Here is a 15,476-nt window from a genome sequence, read left to right as displayed (position 1 = left end):
GGTCGCCGGAGTCGGCCGGACAGTCGCGTCGCGCGCAAGCGCATCGAGGAAAGTCCGGGCTCCACAGGGCAGAGTGCCAGGTAACTCCTGGGCAGCGTGAGCTGACGGCCAGTGCAACAGAGAGCAGACCGCCGATGGCCCGCAAGGGCACAGGCAAGGGTGAAAGGGTGCGGCAAGAGCGCACCGCGTACGGGGCCAACGCCGTACGGCACGGTAAACCCCACTCGGAGCAAGACCAAATAGGGGAACGATAACGCGGCCCGCGTTGTTCCCGGGTAGGTTGCTGGAGCCAGGCGGCGACGCCTGGCCGAGAGGAATGACTGTCGCGTCGCAAGACGTACAGAACCCGGCTTACAGGCCGACTCCACCTCTTTCCCGTACAGCCGACGCCGCGACTGGACAGTCGCGGCGTCGGCTGGCGCGCCGATGAACGGCGATTCATCCCCGCTCGGCCGTCCAGCGGGTGCGGGGCGGGCGAGTAGCCGGCAACCGGCCGGGCTGCCGCTACAAAAAATTCCCTGCTTTCAAACACCTTGTCGGCCTTCCTGAGAATATCCTGCATATACATTCAGACTTCGCCTTTACTCCTTGATTCACAAGCAATTTCGGCTTGACAGTCTCAGCGGGCGAGACTATCGTGGCTTTCAGTGTGAAATCGTGGGTTTTAGTGGAGTCTGCTGACCGTGTTCCAGGGCGAAACCGCCATCACCATCGACGACAAGGGCCGCCTGGCCATCCCGACCGCGTATCGGGAGCAGGTGGCGGGCGAGTGCGCCAATCGTCTGGTGGTCACCTACAACCCCTTCGAATCGGGTTGTCTGTGGCTGTTTCCGCATGACGAGTGGGAGAAGGTCCGCGACCAGGTGAACCTCCTGCCCAAGGTCAAGGCGGCCCATCGCGACATGCAGATGAAGCTGGTCGGCGCTGCCGCGGTGGTCGAGCCCGACAGCGCCGCGCGCATCCTGCTGCCGGCCAGCCAGCGCGCCACCACCGGCATCGAGAAGAAGGCGGTGTTGCTCGGCATGGGCAACAAGTTCGAGCTGTGGAGCGAACAGGCGCATCTGGCCAAGATCCGCCAGAGCATCGGCGAAGACGAGATCACCAGCGAAATGGCAGAGCTGCGCCTGTAATCCACGGGTGCGGGCGTGGCGGAATCATGCGGGATGGGACGGGAGTGCGCTCGGTGCAATTGCAGCATGTCCCGGTGATGCTGGGCGAGGCGGTGGAGGGATTGTCCGTGCATGCAGACGGGCGCTATCTGGACGGCACGTTCGGGCGCGGTGGTCACGCGCGCGTCGTGTTGTCGCGCCTGGGCCCGGCCGGCCGGCTGTTGTTGATGGATCGCGACCCGACCGCGATCGCCGCCGCGCGCGCCGAATTTGCCGACGACGCACGCGTGGCCATCCGCCACGCCAACTTTTCCAGCCTGGCCGAGTGGGACGAGACCGCCGCCGGTCTCGATGGCGTGCTGCTCGACCTGGGCGTGTCCTCGCCGCAGTTGGACGAGGCAGCGCGCGGCTTCAGCTTCATGGCCGATGCGCCGCTGGACATGCGCATGGACACCACGCAAGGCGAGAGCGCCGCCGATTTCCTGGCCCATGCCAGCGAACGCGAGATTGCCGACGTGCTGTGGCACTACGGCGAGGAGCGCCACAGCCGGCGCATCGCCCGCGCCATCGTGGCCGATCGCGACGCCACCCCGTTCACCCGTACCGGCCAGCTCGCTGCACTCATCGAGCGCATCGTGGGCCGGCGCGAACCGGGCAAGCATCCGGCCACGCGCAGCTTCCAGGCGCTGCGCATCCGCGTGAATGGCGAACTGGACGCGCTGCAGCAGGGTCTGGATGCCGCGCTGGAGCGGCTCAAGCCCGGCGGGCGGCTGGCGGTGATCAGCTTTCACTCGCTGGAGGATCGCGCGGTGAAGCTGTTCATCCGTGACCATTCCGGTCGCGTGCAGAACAGTCGCCGCGGGCCGCCGGTGCAGGGCGCGCCGGCGCAGCTGGCGGCGGTCGGCAAGGCGCAATTCCCGTCCGAGGCCGAGCTGGCGGCCAATCCGCGTTCGCGTTCGGCGGTGCTGCGCGTGGCCGAGAAACTGCCGCGGGAGGTCGCCGCGTGAAGCTGATCAGCACCGTGATCTGCGCACTCCTGCTGGTGGCTGCGGTGGCCAGCGCGCTGGGCGTGGTGTGGACGCGTCACGAAAGCCGCGTGCTGTTCGTGCAACTGACCCAGCTGCAGAACCAGCGCGACGACCTCAACATCGAATACGGCCGGCTGGAACTGGAGCAGGCCACCTACGCCGAGCCGCGTCGCATCGACGACGAGGCGCGGCAGATGCTGGGCATGGTCGATCCGCGCCCGCAAGACATCCGGTTGCTGCGCTGATGGACATGCGCAAACACGCCAAGCCAGCAGCACGCGGTCGCCGCCAGGCGAGCGGCCCCAGCGCGCGCCGGCGCATGTATCTGGTCGCCGGCCTGCTCGGGCTTACCGCCACCGGCCTGGTCGCGCGAGCGTTCGACCTGCAGGTGGTGCGCAAGCAGTTCTACCAGCGCCAGGGCGACGCGCGCTTCCTGCGCGAGATGCCGATCCCGGTCTCGCGCGGCACCATCTTCGACCGCAACGGCGAGCCGCTGGCGGTGTCGACGCCGGTGACCTCGATCTGGGCCAATCCCTCCGAGGTGCTGGACAACGATCAGCGCATCCCGGATCTGGCGCACGCGCTCGGCGTGGACGCGGACGAGCTGAAGAGCCGCCTGGCGCAACGCTCGGACCGCGAGTTCGTCTACCTGCGCCGGCAGATGTCGCCCGAGGCGGCACAGGCGGTGCTGGACCTGGGCATCCCCGGCATCAACGGCCAGCGCGAGTTCAAGCGCTTCTACCCGTCCGGCGGGGTGACCGCGCACGTGCTGGGTTTCACCAACATCGACGACCACGGCCAGGAAGGGCTGGAGCTGGCCTACGACGACTGGCTCTCGGGCAAGCCGGGCGCCAAGCGGGTGATCCGCGACCGCATGGGCCACGTGGTGGAGGACGTCGAGCAGGTGCGCGCACCCAAGCCGGGACGCAACCTCACCCTCAGCATCGACCGGCGCATCCAGTTCCTCGCCTACAGCGAGCTGAAGAACACGGTGGACAAGTTCCAGGCCGATTCGGCCTCCATGGTGATCCTCGACGTGCATACCGGCGAGGTGCTGGCGATGGTCAACCTGCCGACCTACAACCCCAACGCGCTCGACTCCAGTCGCGCCGGCCAGCGCCGCAACCGCGCGATGACCGACGTGCTCGAGCCGGGCTCGACGGTCAAGCCGATCCTGATGGCCGCGGCGCTGTCCAGCGGCAAGTTCACCCCCACCAGCCCGATCATCGACACCACCGGCGGGCACTGGTACTTCCAGGGCCACGACATCCACGACACGCACAACTACGGCCTGCTGACGCCGACCGGCGTGATCACCAAGTCGAGCAACGTGGGTGCGGCACACATCGCGATGGATCTGGACACCACGCTGATGTACGACACCTACCGCGCGTTCGGCTTCGGCAACAGCACCAACAGCGGCTTCCCCGGCGAAGCCTCCGGCTACCTGCGCATCGGCGCCGACTGGCGGCCGCTGGAGAAGGCCATCCTGGGCTACGGCTACGGCCTCAACGTCACCGTGCTGCAGCTGGCCAACGCCTACGCCACCATCGCCGACAACGGCCTGATGCACGGCCCGAGCTTCATCAAGGGCGCGGACACGCCCTCGCGCCAGATCATCTCGCCCGAGGTGGCGCACGAGCTGATCGGGATGATGGAGACCGTGACCGGCCCGGGCAGCACCGCGCCGCAGGCGCGCATCGCCAACTACGCCGTCGCCGGCAAGACCGGCACCGCGCACAAGGCCAATGCCGGCGGCTACGACAAGCACAGCTACACCGCAGCCTTCGCCGGCATCGTGCCGGCCAGCAATCCGCGCCTGGTCGGCGTGGTGGTGGTCGACAACCCGAGCAAGGGCAGCTACTACGGCGGCATGGTCTCCGCGCCGGTGTTCTCGCGCGTGATGGGCGGTGCGTTGCGCCTGCTCGACGTGCCGCCGGACAACATCGGGCGCTGGTACGTCGGCGGCCCGCTGCAGGGCACCGGCGGACTCGCCGGCAGCAAGCCGCCGGTGGAGGCGCCGATCGACGACGCGCCGATCGACGAGGGCACGCCATGAGCACCGTCCACCTCGACCAGCTGCTGCTGGGGATCGCCGACGCGCAGCTGGCGGCGAACCCGGCAGCGGCGCGCATGGTGGTGTCCGGCATGACCCTGGACTCGCGCCAGGTGCGTCGCGGCGACGCCTTCTTCGCCCTGCGCGGCGGTCGTGCGCACGGCATCGCGTTCGCCGCCGGCGCGGTGCAGCGCGGCGCCCGCGTGGTGCTGGCCGAAGCACCGGTCGAGGACGTCGAGGAGTTTGACGTGCCGGTGCTGTGGATCGACGACCTGCACGCGCAGGTGGGCGAGATCGCTGCGCGCTTCCACGACCGGCCCAGCGAGTCGATGCGCGTGGTCGGCGTCACCGGCACCAACGGCAAGACCTCGTGCGTGCAGTTGCTGGCGCAGGCCTGGACGCTGCTCGGTCACCGCGCCGCCACCATCGGCACGCTGGGCTCCGGCGTGCACGGCCAGTTGCTCGAAGGCGAGCGCACCACGCCCGACGCGATCAGCGTGCACGCCTTGCTGGCGCGCTTCCGCGACGATGGCGTCAGCCATGTGGCGATGGAAGTCTCCTCGCACGCGCTGGTCCAGGGCCGTGTGGCTGCGGTGGAGTTCGAGGCGGCAGCGTTCACCAACCTCACCCGTGACCATCTCGACTACCACGGCTCGATGGAAGCCTACGGCGCGGCCAAGGCGAAGCTGTTTGCGATGCCCGGCCTGCGCGTGGCGGTGCTCAACGGCGACGACGCGTTCGGCCGCGAACTGGTCGGCACGTTGCCCGAGGATCTGCGCGTGCTGCGCTTCAGCGCAGCCGGTGACGGCGCGGCAGATGTCGCCGCCGAAGATGTCGTGACCTCAGCCAGCGGGCTTACTTTCAAGTTGCGCACGCCCTGGGGCAGCCGCACGCTGCACAGCCATCTGCTCGGTCGCTTCAACGTCGCCAACCTGCTCGCCGTGATCGCCTGCCTCGGTGCGCTGGGCGAGCCGTTCGAGCGCATCGTGCAGGTGAGCGAGCAGTTGCAGCCGGTCAACGGCCGGATGAACCGGCTCGGCGGATTGCACGGCCTGCCGCTGGTGGTGGTCGACTATGCGCACACGCCCGACGCGCTCGAACAGGCGCTGACCGCCCTGCGCGCGCACTGCGCGGGCAAGCTGATCTGCGTGTTCGGCTGCGGCGGCGAACGTGACAGCGGCAAGCGCCCGTTGATGGGCGCGATCGCGGCGCGGCTGGCGGACATCGCCATCGTCACCGACGACAACCCGCGCGGCGAAGATGGCGACGCGATCGTGGCGCAAATCGTGGCCGGCATGGCTGACGCGAAGGCCATGGCGGTCGAACGCGATCGCGCGGTGGCGATCGCCGACGCGCTACAGCTGGCGCGCAGCGGCGACGTCGTGCTGATCGCCGGCAAGGGCCACGAGACCTATCAGGACGGCGCCACCGGCAAGCATCCGTTCGACGATCTGGCGGTGGCACGCGCCGCGCTGGATCGACTGGGCCGGGAGTCGCACGCATGATGCGGCTGGGCGCCATCGCGATGTGGCTGCACGGCCGCCTGCTCGGTAACGCCGCCGCGCTGGAACAGGCCGAGATCACCGGCGTGGCGATCGATACGCGCAAGCTGCGCCCGGGCGAGCTGTTCGCGGCGATCAAGGGCGAGCACGTGGATGGCCACGATTACCTGGACGATGCGCTGGCCCGCGGCGCGGTGGCGGCGCTGGTGACGCATCCGGTCGACAGCGCGCTGCCGCAGTTGCGCGTGGACGACGTCGAGGTGGCGCTGGGCGACCTCGCCAGCGCCGTGCGCGCACAACGCGACGTGCGCGTGGTCGGCATCACCGGTTCCAACGGCAAGACCACGGTGAAGACCCTGGTCGCCTCGATCCTGTCGCGCCACGGCCGCACCCACGTCAGCAGCGGCAACTTCAACAATGAGCTGGGATTGCCGCTGAGCCTGCTGGCGATGCCGGTCGACACGGAGTACGCGGTGTTCGAGATGGGTGCCGGCAAGCCCGGCGACATCGCCTACCTCGCTGCCATCGCACGGCCAGATATCGGCCTCGTCACGCTCATCGCGCCGGCCCATCTTGAGCGCATGGGCAGCATCGAGGGCGTGGCCGAAACCAAGGGCGCGCTGTACCAGGCCTTGCCGGCCGACGGCATCGCCATCATCAACGCGGACGACGCTTTTGCCAGCTTCTTCGGCGGGCTCGCCGGTGCGCGCAAGACGCTGCGTTTCGGCCTGGAGCAACCGGCCGACGTGGGCGCCGGGGCGATCGAACTGCGCGCCGACGGTTCGCGCTTCATGCTGCACACGCCGGCAGGCGAGGCCGAGGTGAACTTGCCGCTGCCCGGCCGCCACAACGTCGCCAACGCGCTGGCCGCCGCCGCGGTGGCGCTGGCGCTGCAGGTGCCGCTGGCGACCATCGTCGCCGGCCTGCAGCACGTGCCCGGCGTGGCCGGACGCCTGCGCCGCCTGGTTGCCGCCGGGGGCTGGACGATCATCGACGACAGCTACAACGCCAACCCCGGCTCGATGGCCGCTGCCATCGACACGCTGCTGCTGGCCGAGGGCGAGCGCTGGCTGGTGCTGGGCGACATGGCCGAGCTGGGTCCGGACGCGCGCGCGCTGCATGCCGGCATCGGCGCGCGGGCGCGCGAGCGCGGCGTCGATCGGCTGTTCGCCGTCGGCCCGCTGGGCGCGGCCACGGTGGAGGCGTTCGGGGCGGGCGGCGAGCATTTTTCCGGCAAGCCGGCCCTGATCGACGCGCTGCGCGCGCAACTGCATGCGGGCGTCACCTGCCTGGTCAAGGGTTCGCGTTCGGCTGGCATGGAACAGGTGGTGGCCGCGCTCGTCGACGCTCCTGCCCGTGGAGGTGCGAACGATGCTGCTTGAGCTGGCCGACTGGATGGCACGGCATTTCACCGCCCTGCACCTGTTCCAGTACATCACCTTCCGCGCGATCATGGCCGCGCTCACCGCGCTGTCGCTGTCGCTGCTGTGCGGTCCGTGGCTGATCAATCGGCTGGCCGCGCTGAAGGCCGGCCAGGTGGTGCGCAGCGACGGGCCGCAGACGCACCTGGTCAAGGCCGGCACTCCGACCATGGGCGGCGTGATGATCCTGCTCTCGGTCACCGTGGCCACCTTGCTGTGGGCCGACCTGCACAACCGCTACGTGTGGGTGGTGCTCGGCGTCTTGCTGAGCTTCGGCGCGATCGGTTTCTACGACGACTACCGCAAGCTGGTGCTGAAGGACAGCCGCGGCCTTGCCAGCCGCTGGAAGTATTTCTGGCAATCGGTGTTCGGCCTCGGTGCCGCGCTGTTCCTGTTCCATACCGCGCCGCACGCGGTGCATGGCGCCACCGTGGCGGAGACCGCGCTGTACGTGCCGCTGTTCAAGCATGTGGTGGTGCCGCTGGGGCTGTTCTTCGTGGTGGTCAGCTATTTCATGATCGTGGGCTTCTCCAACGCGGTGAACCTGACCGATGGACTGGATGGCCTGGCGATCATGCCGACCGTGCTGGTCTCCGGCGCGCTCGGCGTGTTCGCCTACGTGGCCGGCAACCGGGTGTTCTCCGAGTACCTCGGCGTGCCGGCGATTCCCGGGGCGGGCGAGCTGGCCATCGTCACCGGTGCGCTGGCCGGGGCGGGGCTGGGCTTCCTCTGGTTCAACACCTACCCGGCGCAGGTCTTCATGGGCGACGTGGGCGCGCTGGCGATCGGCGCGGCGCTCGGTTGCATCGCGGTGATCGTGCGCCAGGAGATCGTGTTGCTGGTGATGGGCGGCGTGTTCGTGATGGAAACCGCCTCGGTGATGATCCAGGTGGCCAGCTACAAGCTCACCGGCAAGCGGGTGTTCCGCATGGCTCCCGTGCACCACCACTTCGAGCTGAAGGGCTGGCCCGAGCCGCGCGTGATCGTGCGCTTCTGGATCATCTCCGTCGTGCTCGTGCTGGTCGGTCTTGCCACGTTGAAGGTGCGCTGATGAAAGCCCGGGAGCAAGTCCATGTTTGACGCTGCCTCCCAGGCTCGTCGTCGCAATGGTCCGCGCGGGCATTTCGACCCGTGGCTGCTGGTTGCGCTGGTGGGGCTGGCCAGTCTCGGGGTGGTGATGGTGGCGTCCAGTTCGATCGCGGTGGCGGACAGCCAGGACCTGGGCGCGTTCTATTTCCTGCGCCGGCACCTGGTGTTCCTCGGCATCGGCATGGTCGCGGCCGGGCTGGCCATGCGCACGGAGCTGCGGCTGCTGGAGAAGTTCGCGTTTCCGCTGCTGGCACTGGCATTCGTGCTGCTGCTGGCGGTGTTCGTGCCGCACCTGGGCATGCGCATCAACGGCGCGCGGCGCTGGCTCAACCTGCTGGTGACCACGTTCCAGCCGGTGGAGGCGGTGAAGCTGATCCTGGTGATTTACATCGCCAGCTACCTGGTGCGCCACCGCGTCAACGTGGAGACCCGCTTCCTCGGCCTGATCAAGCCGATCGCCGTGGCCGGCATCATCGTGCTGCTGCTGCTGGCGCAGCCGGATTTCGGTTCGGCCACGCTGGTGATTGCGGTGACCATCGCCATGGTCTGGCTGGGCGGCGCACGACCGATCTTCCTGTTCCTGATGGGCTTGCCGCTGATGCCGCTGCTGTACATCGCGGCAACCGGCGAGAGCTACCGCATGAAGCGGCTGACCTCGTTCCTTGACCCGTGGAAGGACCCGTTCAACGACGGCTTCCAGCTGACCCAGTCGCTGATGGCGATCGGCCGCGGCGAGTGGGATGGCGTGGGCCTGGGTTCCAGCGTGCTGAAGCTTTCCTACCTGCCCGAGGCGCATACCGATTTCATCTTCGCGGTGATCGGCGAGGAGCTGGGCCTGGCCGGCGTGGTACTGGTGATCGGCCTGTTCGCGCTCGCCGTCTGGCGTGGGCTGCAGATGGGCCTGAAGGGAGTCGACGTGAACCAGCGCTTCGCCGGCTACGTGGCCTTCGGCGTATCGCTGATGCTGGCGATGCAGGCGATCGTGTCGGTGGGCGTGAACCTCGGCGCCTTGCCGACCAAGGGCCTGACCTTGCCGCTGATCAGCTATGGCGGCTCGTCGATGGTGCTCACCTGCGCCATGGCCGGCGTGCTGCTGCGCGCCACTTTCGAGATCAACCGCGCACTCGACGCCCGCCAGATGGCGACGCGCATGCCGGCAGCAGTCACCGCCGCCGATGCGAATGCCGCGGTGCTGCCGCGCGATGCGGAGGCCGCATGAACGCCGGAGCGCGGGAGTCGAGAATGGAGCAAGGCCGGCGCGCGCCGCAGCCTGCTTTTGCCGATTCGCGGCCGGTCCTGATCATGGCCGGCGGCACCGGCGGGCACATCTTCCCCGGGCTGGCGGTGGCCGAATGCCTGCGCGGGCAGGGCGTGCCGGTGGCGTGGCTGGGGGCGATCGGCGGCATGGAGACGCGGGTGGTGCCGGCACACGGAATCGAGTTGCACACCGTGGCGGTGGGCGGCTTGCGCGGCAAAGGCTGGAAGACCCGGTTGCTGGCCCCGCTGATGCTGCTGCGCGCGCTCGCCGCTTCGCTGGCGCTGCTGCGGCGGCTGCGTCCGCGCAGCGTGCTGTCGATGGGTGGTTACGTGGCCGGTCCCGGCGGGCTCGCCGCGTGGTTGCTGCGTCGACCGCTGCTGGTGCACGAACAGAATCGCGTGGCCGGCTTCACCAATCGAAAGCTGGCTACGCTGGCGCGCCGCGTGTTGGCCGGTTTCGCCGATGTGCTGCCGCAGGCGCAGTGGGTCGGCAATCCGGTGCGTGCGGCGATCGCTGCGCTGCCGCCACCGGCGCAACGCATGGCGGCCCGGTCAGGCGCATCGCGCTTGCTGGTATTGGGCGGCAGCCTCGGCGCGCGCGCGCTGAATCTCGCGCTGCCGCAGGCGCTGGCCCAACTCGACCCCGCGCAGCGGCCCGAGGTGTTGCACCAGTGCGGCAGTCGCGGCCTCGACGAGGCCCGCGCGGCGTATGCGCAGGCTGGCGTGGAAGCGCGCGTGGTGGCCTTCATCGACGACATGGCCGATGCCTACGGCTGGGCGGACCTCGCCGTATGCCGCGCCGGCGCGCTGACCCTGGCCGAGCTTTCCGCCGCGGGGCTGGGCGCGTTGCTGGTGCCGTTCCCGCATGCCGTGGACGACCACCAGACGCGCAACGCGGAAGTGCTGGCGGCGGTCGGCGCCGCCGAAATCATGCAGGAGAAGCAACTGGACATTCATCAACTGGCGCAGCGCCTGGCTGTGCTGCTCGGCGACCGGGTCGCCTTGCTGGCGATGGCCGAAGCGGCGCGCACGCTGGCCAAGCCCGATGCGGCGCAGGTGATCGCGCGCGCCTGCACGGAGGTGGCCGCATGAGCCGGCTCTCCGCCCAGCAGGACCCGATGAGCACGTTCCGCCGGGTGCATTTCATCGGCATCGGCGGCGTCGGCATGAGCGGCATTGCCGAGGTGCTGCACAACCTGGGTTACGCGGTGTCGGGTTCCGACCGCGCCGGCTCGGCCACGGTGCAGCGGCTGCAGCAGTTGGGCCTCACCGTGTACGTGGGCCACGCTGCGGAGAACGTGGTCGGCGCGGACGTGGTGGTCACCTCCAGCGCGATCAAACCGGACAATCCGGAGTTGGCCGCCGCGCTGGCCGCGCGCATTCCGGTGATCCCGCGTGCGGAGATGCTGGGCGAGCTGATGCGCTTCCGCCGCGGCATCGCCATCGCCGGCACGCACGGCAAGACCACTACCACCAGCCTCACCGCCAGCGTGCTGGCCGAGGCCGGCTACGACCCGACCTTCGTGATCGGCGGCCAGCTCAATGCTGCCGGCGCCAACGCGCGGCTCGGCACCGGCCAGTACCTGGTGGCCGAAGCGGACGAGTCGGACGGCTCGTTCCTGTTGCTGTCGCCGGTGATCGCCGCGATCACCAACATCGACGCCGATCACCTGGAGAACTACCACGGCGATTTCGCCGAGGTGAAGAAGGCGTTCGCCGATTTCCTGCACCGGCTGCCGTTCTACGGCCTGGCGGTGCTGTGCGTGGACGACCCGGAAGTGGCCGCGCTGGCCAGGGCCACCAATCGCCGCGTGATCCGCTACGGCATCGACAGCGCCGACGCCGACGTGCGCGCGCTGAACCTGCGCCAGCAGGGTTTCGAGATGCATTTCGACCTGCAGTTGCCCGATGGCGCAGCGGCCGTTCCGGTCACCCTGAACCTGCCCGGACGGCACAACGTGCTCAACGCGCTGGCCGCGGCCACGATCGGCTGGCAGCTTGGTGTCGAGGTGGCGGCCATCGCCGCCGCACTGAAGGGTTTCCAGGGCGTGGGCCGGCGCTTCCACCGGCGTGGCGAGCTCGCCATCGATGGCGGCCGCGTGCTGCTGGTCGACGACTACGGCCACCACCCGCGCGAGATCGCCGCGGTGTTTGCGGCGGTGCGCGGCGGCTGGCCGGAACGGCGCCTGGTGGTGGCGTTCCAGCCGCATCGCTACAGCCGCACGCGCGACCTGCTGGACGATTTCGCCAACGTGCTGGCCGATGCCGACGTGCTGGTGCTGACCGACGTGTACCCGGCCGGCGAAGCGCCGATCGCCGGTGCCGACGGCCGTGCGCTGGCGCGCGCGGTGCGTGCGCGCGGCAAGGTCGATCCGGTGCTGGTCGAACATCCGCGCGAGTTCCGCACCAGCCTGCCCAGGCTGCTGCGCGATGGCGACCTGTTGCTGCTGCTCGGCGCCGGCGACATCGGCGCGGCGGCGGTCGAGCTGGCGAACGCCGGCCAACTCAAGACGAAGGGGGCCGCATGATGGCCGCAATCACGAATCCCGGCACTCCGCACATCACCGACCCGGCGCAATTCGGTCGCGTGGCGGTGGTCATGGGCGGCAGCTCGGCCGAACGCGAGGTGTCGCTGGATTCCGGCCGCAACGTGCTGGCCGCACTGCGCGCGCGCGGCATCGACGCGCATGCGATCGACGGCATTCCCGCGCTGCTCGATGCCTTGCGTGCGGGCCACTTCGCGCGCGTGTTCAACATCCTGCACGGCCAGCACGGCGGCGGCGAGGATGGCGTGCTGCAGGGAGCGCTGGAATCGCTGCACGTGCCGTACACCGGTTCGGGCGTGCTCGGTTCGGCGTTGTCGATGGACAAGACGCGCTCCAAGCGCGTGTGGCAATCACTGGGCCTGTCCACGCCGACCTTCGCCGCGCTGCCGCGTGGCGCGGACGTGCTCGCCGCCGCGCGGCGGATCGGCTATCCGCTGATCGTCAAGCCCGCCTGCGAAGGCTCCAGCGTCGGCGTGACGCGGGTGTTCGCCGAGCAGGACCTGGCGGCGGCGGTCGAGCTGGCCGCGCGCTATCCGGGCGACCTGCTGATGGAAACCCTGATCGAGGGTGACGAGCTCACCGTCGCGATCCTCGGCCGCCAGGTGCTGCCGAGCATCCAGATCGTGCCCAAGGGTGCGTTCTACGACTACAACGCCAAGTACGTGGCCGAGGACACCCAGTATCTCTGCCCCGGCGCCGAAGGTGCGGCGGCGGACGAACTGGCGGCGCTGTCGCTGGCTGCGTTCGACGCGCTGGGCTGCGCCGGCTGGGGCCGCGTCGACGTGATGCGCGACCGCAACGGCCGTTACTGGCTGCTGGAAGTCAACACGGCGCCGGGCATGACCTCGCACTCGCTGGTCCCCAAGGCTGCCGCCGCCGCCGGCATCGACTACCAGGAACTGTGCTGGCGGGTGCTGGAGACGAGCTTCGCCCGGGATGCGGGATTAGGGATACGGGATTCGGCAAACGCCGGTTCTGTCCATTCCCGCGACTCCGAAGGAGACGCCCGGTGAAAGGAACCATCCGCCTCGCCGCCTGGTGCCTGGCCATCGCGCTGGTCGCGTTGCCGGTCGTCGGGCTGCTGCGCGGGTGGTTCGCCGCCGATCGCTGGCCGGTGACCCAGCTGACCGTGCAGGCGGAGTTCAAGCACGTCACCGCTGCCGAGATCCGCACGGCGGTGCTGCCGCGACTGGGCAAGGGTTTCTTCGCGCTGAATCTGGACGCGGTGCAGAAGGCCGTCGCCGCGTTGCCGTGGGTGGAGTCGGTGGAGGCGCGCAAGCGTTGGCCCGATACCTTGCAGCTGCGTATCTACGAGCGCCAGCCATTCGCGCGCTGGAACGACAAGCAGCTGATCAGCCGCCAAGGCCGCGTGTTCGACGCCCCCGGCGTAGAGCAGCTGACCGCCTTGCCCGGCCTGAGTGGTCCGGATGCGCGGCTGGCCGAGGTGGTGAGTTTCTACGCCGACGTCAGCAAGGCGTTTGCCGGCACTCATCTGCGCATCAATGGCGTGGCGCTGACCGAGCGCGGCAGCTGGAGCGTCACCACCGGCAGCGGCGCGCGCATCGTGATCGGCGACCGCGAGCAGGCTGGACGCCGGCTGCATCGCTTCCTCGACGTCTACCCGCAGCTGATCGCCGGCCACACCGACGGCTTCGTCTACGCCGATCTTCGCTACACCAACGGTTTTGCCGTGCGCTGGCCCGACGCGGCTGGCGCCCCGGCTGGAGGTTCACCCCGCTCATGACTGTCTCGCCATGAAAACGCGCAACGAAAAGCAGCTGGTCGTCGGACTGGACATCGGCACCTCCAAGGTGGTGGCGATCGTCGGCGAGTACGAACCGGGCGAGCCGATCACCGTGATCGGCATCGGCACCCACGTCTCGCGCGGCATGAAGCGCGGCTCGGTGGTGGACATCGAATCGACCGTGCACTCGATCCAGCGCGCGGTGGAGGAGGCCGAGCTGATGGCCGGCTGCGACATCCGCTCGGTCTACGCCTCGATCTCCGGCAGCCACCTGGAAACGCGCAACTCGCACGGCAATGCGGCCATCCGCGAGCGCGAAGTCACCGCCGCCGACCTGGAGCAGGTGCTGGAAGCTGCCAGCGCGGTGGCGATCCCGGCCGACCGCAAGGTGCTCTACAAGGAGTCGCAGGAATACCGCATCGACGGCCAGGACGGCATCCGCCGCCCGGTCGGCATGAGCGGTGTGCGGCTGGAGGCCAACGTGCATCTGGTCACCGGCGCGGCCGCCGCGGTGCAGAACATCTCCAAGTGCATCCAGCGCTGCGGGCTCACTGTCGACGAACTGGTGCCTTCCGCGCTGGCCAGCGCCAAGGCGGTGCTGACCGACGACGAGCGCGAGCTGGGCGTATGCCTGGTCGACATCGGTGCGGGCACTACCGACATCGCGATCTACACCCAGGGCTCGATCCGCCACACCGCCTCGCTGCCGGTCGGCGGCGACCAGGTCACCAGCGACATCGCCTACGGCGTGCACACGCCGACCGCGCACGCGGAGGAAATCAAGATCAAGTACGCCTGCGCACAGACCGGCCTGGCGCACGCGGAGGAAACCATCCAGGTGCCCAGCGTCGGCGATCGCCCGCCGCGCCGGCTCGCGCGGCAGTCGCTGGCGCAGTCGGTACAGGCGCGCTACGAGGAAATCTTCGAGATGGTGCAGGACCAGTTGCGCCGTTCCGGCTACGAGAGCCTGGTCGCCGCCGGCGTGGTGCTGACCGGGGGCGCCTCGAAGATGGAAGGCGCGCTGGAGTTGGCCGAGGAGATCTTCCACAAGATGGTGCGCATCGGCCTGCCGCAGCAGGTCGACGGCCTCGGCGAGGTGGTCTCCAGCCCGTTGCATGCCACCGGCGTGGGCCTGCTGCTGCATGGCGCGCGCGCCGGCGGCACGCGGGTCGGTGGGCCGGTCGGCGGCAGCATGGGCGGGATGGTCGACAAGCTGCGCGGCTGGTTGACCCGGAATTTCTAGCAAGCGGTTTTCGGGCGGCGGGAGCTGCCGCCCAGGGTGGAAGGAAATCCACCCACCACCATGGACCGACAGGAGTCGTCCCCCATGGTTAAAACGACAACAACTCTACGGAGGACGGGAAATGTTTGAACTGATCGATAAACTTGCACCCAATGCAGTCATCAAGGTGATCGGCGTGGGCGGCGGCGGCGGCAATGCCGTGGCGCACATGCTCAATGCCAACATCGAAGGCGTCGAGTTCGTGGTCGCCAATACCGATGCCCAGGCGATGACCAACTGCGGCTCGCGCACCCACCTGCAACTCGGCGGCAACGTGACCAAGGGCCTCGGCGCCGGCGCGAATCCCGAAGTCGGCCGCCAGGCTGCGCTGGAGGACCGCGAACGCATCGAGGCGATGCTCGAAGGCGCCGATATGGTGTTCATCACCGCCGGCATGGGCGGCGGCACCGGCACCGGCGCGGCGCCGGTGGTGGCGCAACTG

The 15,476-nt window shown here is 69.2% G+C and carries 13 protein-coding genes, 1 other RNA gene and 1 pseudogene; all 15 read left to right on the top strand.

The genetic code is table 11. The annotated features are described in order from the left end of the window. Positions 1–7: 7 nt before the first annotated feature. Positions 8–370, top strand: an RNA gene (rnpB, locus tag B1991_RS08035) — RNase P RNA component class A. Between the two features lie 313 nt (positions 371–683). Further along, positions 684–1,130 (top strand): division/cell wall cluster transcriptional repressor MraZ, encoded by a 447-nt coding sequence (mraZ, locus tag B1991_RS08030; protein WP_136258204.1) that lies wholly within the window; start codon positions 684–686, stop codon positions 1,128–1,130. A 26-nt stretch (positions 1,131–1,156) separates the two neighbouring features. Beyond that, the gene (rsmH, locus tag B1991_RS08025; RefSeq protein ID WP_210772104.1) at positions 1,157–2,116 is read left to right on the top strand and encodes a 16S rRNA (cytosine(1402)-N(4))-methyltransferase RsmH; all 960 of its coding nucleotides are present in this window, start codon (positions 1,157–1,159) and stop codon (positions 2,114–2,116) included. 5 nt (positions 2,117–2,121) lie between these two features. Beyond that, positions 2,122–2,382 (top strand): cell division protein FtsL, encoded by a 261-nt coding sequence (ftsL, locus tag B1991_RS08020; protein ID WP_168709606.1) that lies wholly within the window; start codon positions 2,122–2,124, stop codon positions 2,380–2,382. Then, complete coding sequence (locus tag B1991_RS08015; protein WP_136258201.1) at positions 2,382–4,196, top strand: peptidoglycan D,D-transpeptidase FtsI family protein; 1,815 nt, start codon at positions 2,382–2,384, stop codon at positions 4,194–4,196. The genes ftsL and B1991_RS08015 overlap by 1 nt, the downstream gene beginning before the upstream one ends. Further along, complete coding sequence (locus tag B1991_RS08010) at positions 4,193–5,698, top strand: UDP-N-acetylmuramoyl-L-alanyl-D-glutamate--2,6-diaminopimelate ligase (protein ID WP_136258200.1); 1,506 nt, start codon at positions 4,193–4,195, stop codon at positions 5,696–5,698. The genes B1991_RS08015 and B1991_RS08010 overlap by 4 nt, the downstream gene beginning before the upstream one ends. Continuing rightward, the gene (locus tag B1991_RS08005; protein WP_136258199.1) at positions 5,695–7,077 is read left to right on the top strand and encodes a UDP-N-acetylmuramoyl-tripeptide--D-alanyl-D-alanine ligase; all 1,383 of its coding nucleotides are present in this window, start codon (positions 5,695–5,697) and stop codon (positions 7,075–7,077) included. Before B1991_RS08010 ends, B1991_RS08005 begins: the two co-directional genes overlap by 4 nt. Beyond that, positions 7,067–8,167 carry a phospho-N-acetylmuramoyl-pentapeptide-transferase gene (gene mraY, locus B1991_RS08000; protein ID WP_136258198.1) on the top strand — a complete coding sequence of 367 codons (1,101 nt, stop codon included), beginning with the start codon at positions 7,067–7,069 and terminating at the stop codon, positions 8,165–8,167. Before B1991_RS08005 ends, mraY begins: the two co-directional genes overlap by 11 nt. A 21-nt stretch (positions 8,168–8,188) precedes the next feature. Further along, on the top strand, positions 8,189–9,424 hold the full coding sequence (gene ftsW / locus B1991_RS07995; RefSeq protein ID WP_136258197.1) for a putative lipid II flippase FtsW: 1,236 nt from the start codon (positions 8,189–8,191) through the stop codon (positions 9,422–9,424). 23 nt (positions 9,425–9,447) lie between these two features. After that, on the top strand, positions 9,448–10,554 hold the full coding sequence (gene murG / locus B1991_RS07990; protein ID WP_136258196.1) for an undecaprenyldiphospho-muramoylpentapeptide beta-N-acetylglucosaminyltransferase: 1,107 nt from the start codon (positions 9,448–9,450) through the stop codon (positions 10,552–10,554). Next, on the top strand, positions 10,551–11,990 hold the full coding sequence (gene murC, locus B1991_RS07985; protein WP_136258195.1) for a UDP-N-acetylmuramate--L-alanine ligase: 1,440 nt from the start codon (positions 10,551–10,553) through the stop codon (positions 11,988–11,990). The genes murG and murC overlap by 4 nt, the downstream gene beginning before the upstream one ends. Next, entirely contained in the window at positions 11,990–13,021 is a 1,032-nt protein-coding gene (locus B1991_RS07980; RefSeq protein ID WP_246031109.1) for a D-alanine--D-alanine ligase, read from the top strand. Before murC ends, B1991_RS07980 begins: the two co-directional genes overlap by 1 nt. Continuing rightward, positions 13,018–13,752 (top strand): cell division protein FtsQ/DivIB, encoded by a 735-nt coding sequence (locus B1991_RS07975; RefSeq protein ID WP_136258194.1) that lies wholly within the window; start codon positions 13,018–13,020, stop codon positions 13,750–13,752. The genes B1991_RS07980 and B1991_RS07975 overlap by 4 nt, the downstream gene beginning before the upstream one ends. Before the next feature lie 10 nt (positions 13,753–13,762). Beyond that, on the top strand, positions 13,763–14,995 hold the full coding sequence (gene ftsA / locus B1991_RS07970) for a cell division protein FtsA (protein ID WP_136258193.1): 1,233 nt from the start codon (positions 13,763–13,765) through the stop codon (positions 14,993–14,995). A gap of 121 nt (positions 14,996–15,116) precedes the next feature. Then, positions 15,117–15,476: pseudogene (locus tag B1991_RS07965) on the top strand (cell division protein FtsZ); the annotation flags it as partial.

This window comes from Rhodanobacter lindaniclasticus (genome assembly GCF_004799035.1).
Taxonomy (GTDB): Bacteria; Pseudomonadota; Gammaproteobacteria; order Xanthomonadales; family Rhodanobacteraceae; genus Rhodanobacter; species Rhodanobacter lindaniclasticus.
This window is presented reverse-complemented; position numbering and strand designations above follow the sequence as displayed.